This window comes from Prochlorococcus marinus subsp. pastoris str. CCMP1986 (assembly GCF_000011465.1).
Classification (GTDB): Bacteria; Cyanobacteriota; Cyanobacteriia; order PCC-6307; family Cyanobiaceae; genus Prochlorococcus_A; species Prochlorococcus_A pastoris.
The window spans coordinates 1,048,678-1,062,149 of sequence record NC_005072.1 but is presented as its reverse complement, the minus strand read 5'-3'; the positions used below and the strand labels follow the sequence as shown (position 1 = coordinate 1,062,149).

Here is a 13,472-nt window from a genome sequence, read left to right as displayed (position 1 = left end):
TCAAAAATGAAATTAAATAAAGAAAATTTCGATGCAATTATTGTTGGTTCAGGTATAGGAGGTTTAGTAACAGCATCACAATTAGCTGCTAAAGGAGCCAAAGTCCTAGTGCTTGAAAAATATATTATTCCAGGGGGAAGTGGAGGTTCATTTAAAAGAAATGGTTATACTTTCGATGTAGGCGCTTCAATGATTTTTGGGTTTGGAGAGAAAGGTTATACAAATTTGTTAACTCGTGCCCTGAAAGATGTAAATGAGAAATGTGAAACTATTCCCGATCCAGTTCAACTTGAATATCATCTCCCAAATAAACTTAGTATTTCTGTAGATAAAAGTTATCAAAAATTTATCAGTACCTTATCAGCACGTTTTCCTCATGAGAAGGAGGGCATAAACAAATTTTATGGAACATGTAAAAAGGTTTTTAATTGTTTAGATTCCATCCCTCTCTTATCAATAGAGGATCCTAGTTATCTTTTTAAGGTATTCTTTAAGGCGCCATTATCTTGCTTAGGTTTGGCTAGATGGCTTCCAATAAATGCAGGAGATGTTGCTAGAAAGTTTATTAAGGATCCTGAACTTTTAAAATTTATTGATATTGAGTGTTTTTGTTGGTCAGTAATGCCAGCCCTTAAAACTCCTATGATCAATGCTGGAATGGTTTTTACTGATAGACATGCTGGAGGAATTAATTATCCAAAAGGTGGAGTTGGCAAGATTGCAGAAAAATTAGTTTCTGGGTTAGAAAGACTTGGAAGTAAAATTCGTTACAGAGCTAATGTGACTGAAATACTATTAAAAGATGGAAAGGCAGTAGGAGTAAAGCTATTAAATGGAGAAGAAATTTACACGAATATTGTTGTATCCAATTCCACAAGATGGGATACTTTTGGGCTTGATAATCTTAAAAAAGGTTTAATTAAAAGTGATCAAGTACCAAAAAGTGAAAATAAGTGGTCTGAAACTTATAAGCCTTCTCCCTCTTTCGTCTCAATTCATCTTGGAGTTACAAAAGATTTAATAAATAAAGACTTTAATTGTCATCATATAATTGTTGAGAATTGGGATGAATTAGAGAATGAAAAAGGGGTGATTTTCATTTCCATACCTACAATACTAGATCCGTCCTTGGCTCCAGAAGGTAAACATATTATCCATGCATTTACTCCTTCATCAATCGAAGAATGGGAAGACCTCTCACGAGAAGATTATCTTAAAAAGAAGCAAGTTTATTATTCATTCCTTATAGAAAAAATTTCTAAAATAATTCCTAACTTAGATCAAAATATTGATCATAAAGAGATAGGAACTCCAAGAACTCATAGAAAATTTCTTGGTAGATTCCAAGGCAGTTATGGACCAATTCCTAATAAAAAATTGCTTGGATTACTTCCTATGCCATTCAATACTACAAAAATTAAAAACCTTTATTGCGTTGGAGATTCATGTTTTCCAGGACAAGGTCTTAATGCAGTTGCTTTTAGTGGTTATGCTTGCGCTCATAAAATAGGATCTAAATTAAATATAAATAGTTTTAATTTACCAGACTAAAAGATCAATCAGATGGTAGAAAAGTTCAAAACTCTTTTTTTTGTTAAAAGTTCTTTGATTTCATTGTATTTAGCGCTTACATGTCCTATCCCGTTTATTTCAAGTGAAAAATTAAAAATATTCTCAATAATTACTTTTTTCTTTGGGTTACTTTTGATTATCAATATTACAAATGATTATGTGGATACCTGTGATAAAAAAATTTCTTATAAAACAAGCTTTATTTCTAAAATTTTTGGAAAAAAAAATTGGGAAATTTTTTGGAAAGATATTAAATTAATTAAATCTTTGCCAACCAGCCAAGGAAGTAATATACATTATTTCATTAGTAATAAAAATGAAAGTTTTCTTGTTCCGCAAAGGGTTGAAAATTTTGAAAGGTTTGTATCTATAATTGAGGAAAAGACAAAGTTAAATATCGATAAATTATCATACATTTCACCCTTATGGACATATAAACTACTAACATACATGTCTATATTAATGATTATAGGTGAACTAATAGCTTTTATAATTTAAATACTATCAATACTAAATCTATATCCTTGCTGTCGAACTGTGGTTATACCTCCTCCTTCTCCTAATCCTGCTTGCTCTAATTTTCTACGCAATGTCAGAACTTGAGTATCTACAGATCTTGGTCCTCCACTAAATGGCGGCCATGCCAATCTTAGAAGCTCTTGGCGACTTCGAACCATGCCAGGGGGCATAAGTAAAGCACAAAGCAATGCAAACTCTCTAGGGCTTAATTCTACAGGCTTCTCGCTTAGAGTTACTTGTCTTAAAAGTAAATGAACTTCTAAAGGACCTACTGCAACTTTCTCTTGTAAACCTATACGACCCCTCTTTAGAAGAGTTCTGCATCTTGCGGCTAACTCCTCTAATCCAAAAGGTTTTCTTAGAACATCATCAGCCCCCTCATCTAATAGGCTGACTAATGGTTCTACCCCAGATCTTGCTGTTAGAACTATAACTGAGCAACCTAGTTGTTGAGCTAACCTCATTGCAGTATTTTGTTCTAATATCTCAGCACTTACAAGCAGGTCAGGAGATTGCTCTCTGCATAAGTCAACAGCTTCAATAGCTGATCCTACGGCGGCTGCTAAATGACCGTCTTGACGAAGTCTTTGTACTAAGACTGTTCTTAGTGTGGGGTGAGGTTCAACAACAAGAACTCTCGAAGGTGTTTGAGAGGTCGAGGGCAATTGGGAGCTGCCAGGAGCTGAAGCTGAGATTTGCTCAGTTGATTGCATTCTTAATTACTGTTTGGCCAGGCAATTTTTAATCATCCTTAATAAGGTATAACAAATGCTAAATAAAAATCAGAATCTATCGAATTATGACATCATTTGAAAATCCAGTAGCAATTCGCCATTTTCAATCAATCTGCGATAGTTGCCAAGACTTAGTAACTAGATTTCATACTCCCTCAGACTTGAAATTATACAGTGATGGTTATCTCCAAGCTTTGAGGAATTGCAATAGTTTAGAGCTAAAAGATCAAGAGAAATTAGAAAGATTAATTGAAAGATGGATATTAGATCCATCCAGTTTTATAAATCCAGATGGAGATGAAAATAAAGGTTTTTTTGATAAAAAAAAGATTTAAAATATTAATTTTTATTAACTAAATTTAGTATTTATACTTAGTAAATATTTTAAGAAGCTAATGCAATCTCGATCTTTTCTTTCAATGTACCTGCGTTGTACATCTCGATAAGAATATCTGAACCACCTAAGAATTCTCCTTTTAAATAAACTTGAGGTATTGTTGGCCATTCCGAATACTCTTTAATACCTTCTCTTATTTCAAAATCACTTAAGACATCAAATGTATTAAATGTCACTCCAAGTGAATTAAGAATTTGAACTACATTATTAGAAAACCCACATTGAGGCATTAATTTAGTTCCTTTCATAAAAACCATAACTGGATTAAGGTCAATTAGGTTTTGAATTTTATTTTTGGTAGGGTTTTCCATAATTTAATTAGGAGTTTCTGTTTTTAGAGCTAACGCATGGATAGCCTCTGAAGCTAATTCTTCTTTAAGTGCAGAATAGACTAGCTGATGTTGTTTAACTAATGATAATCCATTGAATTCAGATGAAATTACAGTTACTTGCAAATGATCATCTCCTTTTAGATTCTCAACATAAACTTCAGAATCAACTATTTTTTGCTTTATTAAGTTAATTACCTCACTTTTAGTAGCCATTATTGATTCCTATAATCCTTTGTAGGGTGTTTCAACAAAACCAAGTTGAACCAATTCTTTATAAGCTTCTTTACCTTCTGAGCTGGCAGGCGACATTAATCTGATTATTTCTACAAGTAAAGGTACAGCGACTTCGGGTTGATTTTTACTTTTATATACTGCAGCTAATCTTTCATTTGATTCTGCCCAAATTTTTAATGAATTCTTACCTTTTTCTGTCATCTCCCTTGGGATCCTGGCATCTAACCCTTTAAACGAGCCATTTAAATCCCCGTAAAATCCTGCTAGTTTTTTTGCTAAATTTCTTGCCTTATCAAAAGAATCTTTTGCTTTTTCAATCTCACCAGATTTTATTAGATTATCACCTTCTCTTAAGAGGGCTTCTACGTTTGTAATTGAAAGCCTTTTATTGGTGCTTTTAAGGACTTTATAATTGTTTGGATCATCACTATCTGCATAAACAGTATTAGTAGGGGAAAATATTCCTAAAGATATAAAAATAATCGGAATTAACTTTAAGACTTTCATGTTGTCGTATTTATTAGTTTCAATACTAACTGATAATGGATTCATCAACCGACTATTTTTAGAGCTTCGTTTTCGGCGGATGTCATTTTTTCGTGCAATATTTCATTAAATTCATTTATAGAAAAGTTTATTTTGTCACTAATGATTAAAGGTTCTCCAACACATAGAGAAACATTGCCTCTAAATTTTGGATTTACCTCACTGTAGGCTATACCGATAGGAATTATAGTTATAAAGGCTGCTTTTTTTTTAGCTAATTGGGCTAATCTAAATACTCCTTCTTTTAGGACAATTTTTTTTCCATGTTTATTAATTTTTCCTTCTGGAAAAACAACTAACTGCTTTTTTTTGACGATCAGATCAACAGCATATCGCAAGACAGCAAGAGAAGGAGATAATTGATTTATTGAAAAACAACCAAGTCTTTTTAAAAACCAACCCTGAATACCAATCATCTCAGATTTTGTGACCATAAATCTACAATCCTTTTTGGTGACTCTCCTACCCATCGCCATAGTAAGAATTAATCCATCCCACCTCGATCTATGGGTTGGGGCTAAAATAACGGAACTGTTATTGGGGATTAGAAACTTATTATTAATTATTTTCTTTTTTTTAAAAAATATTTTCATAACGATATCTTGGGTTATAAACATTGCGATAAGTCCCAAAAAAGGGTTAATTTCATGGCAAATATTAATATTCTTATTTTTCAAATTCAATTTATTTTATATTATTAAATTATAGGATTGTAATTTTTTATTAGCTAGAATTAGTCGGTTAGTAAATTGTCTAAATCAAAGAGTTATCAATTTATGGCAAAATTAGGAGTAAATATAGATCATATTGCAAATGTCAGGCAGGCTAGGCAGACTGTAGAACCAGATCCTGTTCAATTTGCTTTTTTAGCAGAATTAGGCGGAGCTGATTCTATAACAATTCACTTAAGAGAAGATAGAAGGCACATACAAGATCGAGATATATATCTTTTGAAAGATACTATTAAAACGAAACTCAATCTAGAGATGGCGGCGACTGAAGAAATGTTGAGAATTTCAAAAAAGTTACTTCCAGATTACGTAACACTTGTACCAGAGAAAAGAAAGGAAATTACCACAGAGGGGGGGTTAGATGTCAAAAATAATGAGAAATACCTTAAAAACTACGTTAATAGTTTAAAAAGTTCCAATATTGAAGTAAGCGCATTTATAGATCCTGCAAATGATCAGATTAATTCTTCAGGAGAAATAGGATTTGATTTTATAGAATTACATACTGGCAAATATGCTGGTTTAAAAGGACAAGATCAATATGTAGAGCTTCAAAAAATTATTGAATCTTCGTATTATGCTGTAGATATTGGATTAATCGTTAATGCAGGGCATGGACTGAATTATCAGAATGTAAAAAAGATTGCATCAATTAACAATATGAATGAGTTAAACATTGGACATAGTATTGTTTCAAGGGCTTTAGCGGTAGGTCTAGAAAGAGCTGTACGCGAAATGAAGACTTTAATTTCAATAAATTAATTATTTAAAATGACAACTTATTTTTTCGTTGCAGCAAGTGAGAAATTTTTAACAGTTGAAGAACCTCTTGAAGAGATTTTAAAAGAAAGGATTCGAAACTATAAAGAAAACAAAAAGGAAATAGATTTTTGGCTTTTAAAGAATCCATCTTTTTTGAAATCGTCGGCATTTTTAGATTTATCTAAAAAAATCCCTAATACTCCTGCAGCCGTTATCTCTACAGATAAAAAATTTATTACCTTCTTAAAGCTTCGCTTAGAATTTGTTGCGGTAGGAGAATTTGAATGCCCTAATAGTGAAATTAATGACCCTTTTAAAGTTGAGTAAAAAATAATAAAAGAAAATTGCTTAATATTTATAAATCAAACAAAATTGAAGTTATTACTGAGCTATTAGCAAAAGAATTAATAATTAGCCCCCCTTTTATAACAGAAAAACTAGATGTAGCAGTTCCTAATTATTTTTTAGGGAAGTGGTTATGGGACCAAATAACAATAAGTAATCAAATAAGTGCTCTTTATGAATTTAAGACTATATCAAGTTATACCGAAGCAATATTGACAAAAATTTTCCCGGCAATTGATATGGGAGTATGGAATTTTGATTCAATAAAATGGGGAATTATAGATTCATTTGAAGAATTAAACAGCTATGAAGAATCATTACCGCTAAGTAATTGGATTAATAAATATTTAAACAATAAAAAGATAATTGATGGGGATATTCACAACTTAATCAAAAAGATTGCAAATAATTTTATTGAGTATTTAATTTTCAGGCCTGAGATGATAGCTAATTGGCATAGATATGAGTTGAGTTCACGAAATCTTTTTAATAATTTAAATTCAAATGAATATTGGCAACCAATTTTATATAAATTACTTGAGAAAAAAATGACCGAGAAACCTTCATGTTTATTCATGATTGACATAATAAATAATATTAAAAAAATACATAATGAAGAAAATCTATTACCTAGACAAATATATATTATTTCTGATAACAATTTATCAAGATTACATGTTAGCTTTTATTCTAAATTAGCAGAATTTACTAAGGTTAATTTATACTTACTCTCTGCTGGAGATAATTTGTGGAATAGAATAAATTCTCTTGAGGGAGAGGTTGATTTTAGTTCTATTGAGAGCAAATTTAATTTAAATAGTTCAAATATCGAAAAAATATTTGGCAAATTTGGAGCTAATTATCAGAAATTAATTGAGGAAACTTCTAATATTGAAAATATAAAAATAAACAATAATTCAATATATATTGATCCAACGTTTAGTTTTACAAGTGAGAAGGATATACCTTTGATTAATCAAATTCAGAAAAGATTAATTGATAATAGTCAAGATGATTTTATGATAAATGAAAAGGATGAGTCAATTATTTTTAGGGAGCATTTTAATCAATTAAGTCAATTAGAGTATGTAAGAAATAAAGTCATAGAAATATTAGAAGCTTGCGATAATGTTAAATACAGTGATATCGCTATAGTATCTCCTCAAACTAGTTTAATAAAACCTTATCTTAAGTATATTTTTAATAATGAATTAATAAACGGACAAAAGCTACCTCATTTATTTCTTGAAGATAATTTTGAGGATTCTTCAAATGTATATAATTTCTTACTTGATATTATTGAATTAGCAAATGAGAAAATTACGCTTGAAAAAATAGAATATTTTCTTTCTAAAAAAGTTAATCAGAATATTTTTGATTTTGATATTGATGAGAAAAATGAGATTATTTTAATACTAAATGAAGTTGGTTTTCATTGGGGATTAGATACTAACGAAAGGTTGGGTGAAGAAAAAAATACTTTAGAGTGGTGTATAAATAGAATTACTTTAGGTCTAGTTTATGATGAACAATTTAGTTTAAATAATTCTAACCTTAAATCATTTACCCCTAAGAATTCAAGCTTGGACTTGAATAAATGGGTTAAAATTTTAGTTCAATTAAAACAATATATTAATTTACTAAGAGGATCTTTTAATTATTCAGATTGGGTTAAAAAGATTAAATTTATACTTAAAAAAATTAGAAATTTTAATGATAATTTTAATTTAGATATATATGAAATAAATAGAATTCTTGATAATTATTTAATATCTTCAACATCTGATAAAGTAATTGTGTTGAATGTTTTTAGAGAAATATTAATTACATGTATAAATAAACTTAACTATAGAAATCAATCTTATATAAATAAGATATTAGTAAGTGATATTGAGAAGGTTAGGCTAATTCCTCGTAAGATTATCTTCTTGATAAATATGAATAGTATTTATTATCCAAGATTATCGAGTAATGAAAATATAAATTTGCTAACTAAAAAATACCTTCTTGGGGATCCATCTTCTTTTGATAGAGAAAAATACTTTTTCCTAGAGTTATTAATTTCCTGTAGAAAGCAACTTATAGTTTCTTGGGTTAATAATGATAAAGATAATAAAATATTAGATATTTCCTTCCCTATTAAGGAACTAATAAACTATTTAGAGAGCTTTTTATCTGTAAAACAAAGAAAGTCCATAATCAAATACTTTGATTATGAGAAAGAAGAAGTTGATAATCCTAATAATAGTAATTTTTTAAAAAGTCAATATTCTTTATTAAATAAAATAGATTGGGAAGAAAAAATTTATAAATGTAAAGACTTTAAATTATCTGAATTGATTTATTGGTTTAAAGCTCCTCAGCTTTATTGGCTCAATAAAAAGAATATTTCTCCTAAAGTAATATTTAATCATCATCCAGATGAAGAGTATGTAAGTAATTTGCAGAAATTTAAACTAGTTACTAAAGTTATTCAGAAACTAGACATTGATAATTATGACATTATTGATGAATTAAAAAATTTAAATATAAACGAACAATTTCTTGAAAATGGAATTATTGCGCCAAGAAATAGTATTTTTACAAAAGGAAAAGAGATACAAAACCTGTTAGGAAGTTTAGTTGAAAATTTGAGTAATGATAAAAATATAAAAAGAGTTTACGTTAAATCAAATTCAAATAAAGAAGAATATTTAATTTCTGATAATGTTGTGATTGAATTGATTCATTCCAAACTTAGTTTGAAAAGTTTGTCAGAAGCTTGGATTAAGTTACTCTTTATTTCTTCTTTAGAAAAGAGGATAACAAAGACAAAAGTAATTTTTAGAAAAGAAAATCAATATAAATCAGAAATTCTTCAAACACCAGGCCAACTCCAATCAAAGAAAATATTAGAAGAATATATAAATATTTTTAAGAATTACTCTGATAAATGTTTACCCCTCCCTCCAGAAAGTACATATAAATATGTAGAAGCAAAAAAGCTATTTAAAAATGAGAAAAAAGCTTTTTCTGATAAATGGATAGGGAATAAAACATTTACCAAAGGAGAAAGAGATAATAGTGTAATTAAATGTGTTTTGGAAATAAAAAAGAAGGAGACTTCTTTTTTGGAAATGATAAATTTGATGATTTATCTTTCAGATTATATGGCCCCTTATTTGAGGCATTAAAAAATAAATAATGTCTAAATTACATTTGAAAAGATTTCTTAAAAAATCTTATGAATTTTCCCTAGTTCTTTTTCAGTTCTTCATCATTATTCTTCATTTTATTCATTTGGAATTTATTCCTAAGAAAGAAATAATGCAAGTTAATTTTTTCTTTAGTTTTGTGGGTTTCTTACTCATCATAATCTCAACAATTGTCATGTTGATTTCAATTAAAGACTTAGGTAGAAATTTATCTCCTTTCCCAAGACCTACAGTCAATGGCAATCTAACTACTTCAGGCATTTATAGTTTCATTAGACATCCTATGTATTATTCTTTAATACTGATATCTTTTGGTTTTTTTATTACTAAATTATCTTTTTATCATTTATTTTTAACAATAAGTCTTGCTTTAATAATTAAATTAAAGATAATTTTAGAAGAGAAATATTTAAATAAAAAATTTAAAAATTATTTTATTTATACAGATAAGGTTAAATATTAACTTAAATAAGATATGGATATTAACAAAATTAAATTAGATAATAATTTTAAATTAATAGAAGCAAGTGCAGGAACTGGAAAAAGCTTTACTTTGGCTCACTTAGTTTTAAGAAATGTATTGGAGAAAAAGATCAAATCAGAGGAAATACTTTTATTAAGTTTCACAAAAAATACATGTACAGAATTAAGAGACAAAATACTTTCAAGATTTTGTAAACTCAAATTATTTTTACAGAATCCCGAAGAAACTGAATTAGATAATACTCTTTTAGAATGGTATAAAAACTTTCAAAAGGAGGAAACGAATCCGAAAAAAATAATATTCGATATTGATAATTTTATTAATACTATTTATAAACTAAAAGTAACTACGTTCCATGCTTTTTGCAATAATATTTTAGAGGAATTTAGTATAGATATAGGCTCAGCACAAGATCCATTTATTGAAAATAATATAGATAATTTATACCAAGATATAATCGATGATTTATGGATTGAGCAATTTCAAAATCTTGATCCAGAAATAATTTCTGCAGTTAATCAAAAAAAAATAAGTTCTATATATGGAAGTAAAATTAATAAATCATTTTTTGTTGAAATTTTAAAAAATATTGATCAAGAAAATATTTGCAAATTTGAGATAATAAATAAATATAAGAATATTGATATATCAATTTATTTAAAAGAATTTTTACATATAAATTGGAAAGCGTTTTGTGTTGAATGGAATAATAATGGGGAGGAATTATACCTTAAACTTATTTCATTAGGGAAATTAATAAAGGAAATTGGATGCAAAAGTCAGGTATATTCGTCCAAGCCAAGAAACAATAAGTTTAATCAAATAACTGAATGGATAGAAGATATTAATAAAAGACTTAATTCAGAAGATATAAGTCAACTTTTATATGAGATTTTAAATGAAGATCTTTTATTTAAATATTTTTATAATAAAAATATCAATAAAGAAATTAATAAATTTGATCTTAGTCTAGATTTTAGTAGTTTTAAATTACTTCAAGATAAAATTTATAAAATTAAAGAAGGTTTTTATACTGAATTTGTAAGAATATTTATTCAATTAGCTAATATAAAACTAATTACCTTAAAAAGAAGTTTATCTATTTTTAATTTTAATGATCTTATAAAGACTGTTGAGAAAAAATATCTAGGATCAGATCTTACCAATGATAAAAGTCTTTCAGAAATTCAAAATAGATTTAAATGTGTTCTAGTGGATGAGTTTCAAGATACAGATAATATTCAGTGGAGCATAATAAAAAAATTCTTTTATACAAATAATCACTTTTTACTTTGCGTTGGAGATCCAAAGCAGGCTATTTATAAATTTAGAGGTGGAGATATTGAAACTTATTTAGAGGCTAAATCTGATGCGATTGAAGTTTTTAGTCTTACAAATAACTTTAGATCTTCAAATAAATTACTTGATGTTATTAATAATCTATATAAAAATGGTCTTAGAGAGTCAAAACTTGAATATAATAATTTAAACTCTAAACTTAATAAAAGTTTTAATCATAAATTTGATTTTAAGAATGTATTTGAAATTGTAGAATTTTCAAGCAAAGAAGTTGATATTGAAGATCTTGTCACTAAATATATAGTTAGTTTTCTTTTAAATAATAATGAAATTGATATTAATAAAATTTCAATTCTTACCTTGTATAATTCCCAATGTTTAGAATTAAAAAATAAATTAATAAAGTTAAATATACCGTGCCAGATTAAAAATAAAAAAAATATCTTTGATACTGAAGCCAGTACTCTATTAGTCTTATTTATTGAATCTATATTATATCCAAGGCGTTATAGGAATATAAGTTTGTTGGCTACTTCTAAATTTATAGAAATGGATATGGCAGAATTAATTGATCATCAAATTAGTAAAAAAATTGAAATTTTAACTAATCAATGTATTTCATGGTCTTTGGAATTAAAAGAGAAAGGATTTTTAACCCTTGTTAATGAACTCATTATTAATTACAAGTCATCCTCAATTATATTTGATGCAGATTTATACTCGAATTTATTTCAATTGTCAGAAATAATTGAAATAGAATTAATGAATAATGACTTTAATCTAAATAAAGTATTTAAGTGGTATCTAAACCAATTAGATAATTCTTTAAGGAGTTGTACTGGAGAGGATTATTTTACGAAAGATTATAATCTTCAAAATGGAATTAATCTTTCGACAATTCATAATAGTAAGGGACTTGAATATGAAATAGTTTTATGTCCCTACTTATCTACTATTTCCAATAAATCAAATAAAACCAAAGGTCCAATCTGGAAATCAAATTTGGATAGGTCTATCTATATCAATATTTCTAATAATTACAGTAAGGTAGAAGATTTTAAATTAATAGAAGAAAGAGATTTATTTAATGAAAGTGAAAGATTGATTTATGTGGCTCTTACCAGGAGTAAATATAAGCTCATTATCTTTAATGATATTAATAATACAAATAATATTATTAATAATGATTTGTTACCTAACCTAGAAAATATTAATTTTCATAAATCTAAAATTGAACATAAAATAGCGGCAATAAATATTAGAGAAATTTCTAATAAGTTTAATTTTATTGGTTTGAAGAATAATCTTTGGAAAATAAATAAAGTTAATACAAAAAAACCTATTCCTTCTGAAGAAGTTATTTCTTTCTCAAGTTATTCCTCATGGATTAGTAAAGAAAAAAAAACAGACTATGCTTCCAATCAATACAAGGATTATGAGGATAATATCTCAATTCTTAATAATTCCCAAGATACTAATTTAGAAAAATCAAAAAATTGTCCCAAATACTTAACTCTCTCCAATCCCTTAAGTGATTTTCCTAAAGGTACTATTGCTGGTACATGTTTGCATAAAATAATAGAGAGATTTGATTTTCAAAATGATAACACCGATAAATTACTTGATTTAATTAATGAAGAACTAAATTTCTTTCAAATTGATTCTTCTTTAGCATTAAATGTAAGAGAAGGTATATTGCGAATCATTAACGTCTCGCTTGGAAGGAAATTATTAAATAAAAAATTAATTGATATCCCTTCAAATAATATTCTAAAAGAGGTTAAGTACAATTTAACACTTTCTTATAATGGAAAAAATATTAATTCATATGATATTTCCAAATGCTTTCTATTGGATCAAGAATTTGAATTTGGTAAAAGCTACTCAAACAAAATTAATGATCTACAAATTCTAAATAAAGGTTTTCACTCAGGTTGTATTGACTGTGTAGTCCCTATTGGTAATAAGTTAGAGGATAGTAAATGGTGGGTAATCGATTGGAAAAGTAATTTTATTTCTGGAAGCGAAAATAGTGATTGTTTACCTGGAAACTATAACTATGAAAATATGAAAGAAGAAATGATTAAACATCATTATCCATTGCAATCTCATCTTTATCTATTGGCATTACATAGATTATTAAAGTGGAGATTAAAAAATTATCAACCTAATCTTCATCTTGGAGGATATGTATATTTATTTTTAAAGGGATTGCCTGACAAAAAGTTGTTTGAAAAATCTGTTGAGAAAGATATTTCTCCAGGAGTTTTTATTGGCCAGGCTCCTATAAATAGAATTAATTATTTAGATAAACTTTTTTAGA

13 protein-coding genes are annotated in these 13,472 nt (G+C 27.6%); 8 read left to right on the top strand and 5 right to left on the bottom strand.

What is annotated here, in order from left to right; genetic code table 11:
* The first annotated feature begins 6 nt into the window (after positions 1–6).
* Entirely contained in the window at positions 7–1,551 is a 1,545-nt protein-coding gene (gene crtH / locus TX50_RS05975) for a carotenoid isomerase (protein WP_036930317.1), read from the top strand.
* Positions 1,552–1,605: 54 nt separating this feature from the next.
* Entirely contained in the window at positions 1,606–2,070 is a 465-nt protein-coding gene (locus tag TX50_RS05970; RefSeq protein ID WP_225866748.1) for a hypothetical protein, read from the top strand.
* On the opposite strand, the gene TX50_RS05965 is transcribed toward TX50_RS05970, so the two are convergent.
* Entirely contained in the window at positions 2,067–2,804 is a 738-nt protein-coding gene (locus TX50_RS05965; RefSeq protein WP_011132746.1) for a response regulator transcription factor, read from the bottom strand. The genes TX50_RS05970 and TX50_RS05965 overlap by 4 nt on opposite strands.
* A gap of 86 nt (positions 2,805–2,890) precedes the next feature.
* Between TX50_RS05965 and TX50_RS05960 the strand changes: the two genes are divergently transcribed.
* Positions 2,891–3,160 (top strand): DUF6761 family protein, encoded by a 270-nt coding sequence (locus TX50_RS05960; RefSeq protein ID WP_011132745.1) that lies wholly within the window; start codon positions 2,891–2,893, stop codon positions 3,158–3,160.
* A gap of 49 nt (positions 3,161–3,209) precedes the next feature.
* On the opposite strand, the gene grxD is transcribed toward TX50_RS05960, so the two are convergent.
* Genes grxD through TX50_RS05940 form a run of 4 tightly spaced genes read right to left on the bottom strand, consistent with a single transcriptional unit; the run spans position 3,210 to position 4,951 of the window.
* Entirely contained in the window at positions 3,210–3,533 is a 324-nt protein-coding gene (gene grxD / locus TX50_RS05955; RefSeq protein WP_011132744.1) for a Grx4 family monothiol glutaredoxin, read from the bottom strand.
* A 3-nt stretch (positions 3,534–3,536) separates the two neighbouring features.
* Entirely contained in the window at positions 3,537–3,767 is a 231-nt protein-coding gene (locus tag TX50_RS05950; RefSeq protein ID WP_011132743.1) for a BolA family protein, read from the bottom strand.
* A 9-nt stretch (positions 3,768–3,776) separates the two neighbouring features.
* Complete coding sequence (locus tag TX50_RS05945) at positions 3,777–4,295, bottom strand: hypothetical protein (protein ID WP_036930320.1); 519 nt, start codon at positions 4,293–4,295, stop codon at positions 3,777–3,779.
* A gap of 44 nt (positions 4,296–4,339) precedes the next feature.
* Complete coding sequence (locus TX50_RS05940) at positions 4,340–4,951, bottom strand: lysophospholipid acyltransferase family protein (protein WP_080503714.1); 612 nt, start codon at positions 4,949–4,951, stop codon at positions 4,340–4,342.
* Between the two features lie 159 nt (positions 4,952–5,110).
* On the opposite strand from TX50_RS05940, the gene TX50_RS05935 reads away from it, so the two are divergent.
* From TX50_RS05935 to TX50_RS05915, 5 genes are read left to right on the top strand one after another with little or no spacing between them, the layout of a single operon-like run.
* A complete protein-coding gene (locus TX50_RS05935; protein ID WP_011132740.1) occupies positions 5,111–5,827 on the top strand; it encodes a pyridoxine 5'-phosphate synthase in 717 nt (238 codons plus the stop codon).
* Between the two features lie 9 nt (positions 5,828–5,836).
* Positions 5,837–6,154, top strand: coding sequence for an MgPME-cyclase complex family protein (locus TX50_RS05930; protein ID WP_011132739.1), 318 nt, complete (start codon positions 5,837–5,839; stop codon positions 6,152–6,154).
* Between the two features lie 17 nt (positions 6,155–6,171).
* Positions 6,172–9,345, top strand: coding sequence for an exodeoxyribonuclease V subunit gamma (locus TX50_RS05925; protein WP_011132738.1), 3,174 nt, complete (start codon positions 6,172–6,174; stop codon positions 9,343–9,345).
* Between the two features lie 10 nt (positions 9,346–9,355).
* Positions 9,356–9,829 carry a methyltransferase family protein gene (locus TX50_RS05920; protein WP_011132737.1) on the top strand — a complete coding sequence of 158 codons (474 nt, stop codon included), beginning with the start codon at positions 9,356–9,358 and terminating at the stop codon, positions 9,827–9,829.
* 12 nt (positions 9,830–9,841) lie between these two features.
* Entirely contained in the window at positions 9,842–13,471 is a 3,630-nt protein-coding gene (locus TX50_RS05915; RefSeq protein ID WP_011132736.1) for a UvrD-helicase domain-containing protein, read from the top strand.
* Position 13,472 lies beyond the last annotated feature (1 nt).

Excerpts from the sequence above, each read along its gene's own strand:
- crtH (WP_036930317.1), top strand. The coding sequence starts at position 7 with ATGAAATTAAATAAAGAAAATTTCGATGCAATTATTGTTGGTTCAGGT.
- TX50_RS05965 (WP_011132746.1), bottom strand. The coding sequence starts at position 2,804 with ATGCAATCAACTGAGCAAATCTCAGCTTCAGCTCCTGGCAGCTCCCAA.
- TX50_RS05960 (WP_011132745.1), top strand. The coding sequence starts at position 2,891 with ATGACATCATTTGAAAATCCAGTAGCAATTCGCCATTTTCAATCAATC.
- grxD (WP_011132744.1), bottom strand. The coding sequence starts at position 3,533 with ATGGAAAACCCTACCAAAAATAAAATTCAAAACCTAATTGACCTTAAT.
- TX50_RS05950 (WP_011132743.1), bottom strand. The coding sequence starts at position 3,767 with ATGGCTACTAAAAGTGAGGTAATTAACTTAATAAAGCAAAAAATAGTT.
- TX50_RS05945 (WP_036930320.1), bottom strand. The coding sequence starts at position 4,295 with ATGAAAGTCTTAAAGTTAATTCCGATTATTTTTATATCTTTAGGAATA.
- TX50_RS05940 (WP_080503714.1), bottom strand. The coding sequence starts at position 4,951 with ATGTTTATAACCCAAGATATCGTTATGAAAATATTTTTTAAAAAAAAG.
- TX50_RS05935 (WP_011132740.1), top strand. The coding sequence starts at position 5,111 with ATGGCAAAATTAGGAGTAAATATAGATCATATTGCAAATGTCAGGCAG.
- TX50_RS05930 (WP_011132739.1), top strand. The coding sequence starts at position 5,837 with ATGACAACTTATTTTTTCGTTGCAGCAAGTGAGAAATTTTTAACAGTT.
- TX50_RS05920 (WP_011132737.1), top strand. The coding sequence starts at position 9,356 with ATGTCTAAATTACATTTGAAAAGATTTCTTAAAAAATCTTATGAATTT.
- TX50_RS05915 (WP_011132736.1), top strand. The coding sequence starts at position 9,842 with ATGGATATTAACAAAATTAAATTAGATAATAATTTTAAATTAATAGAA.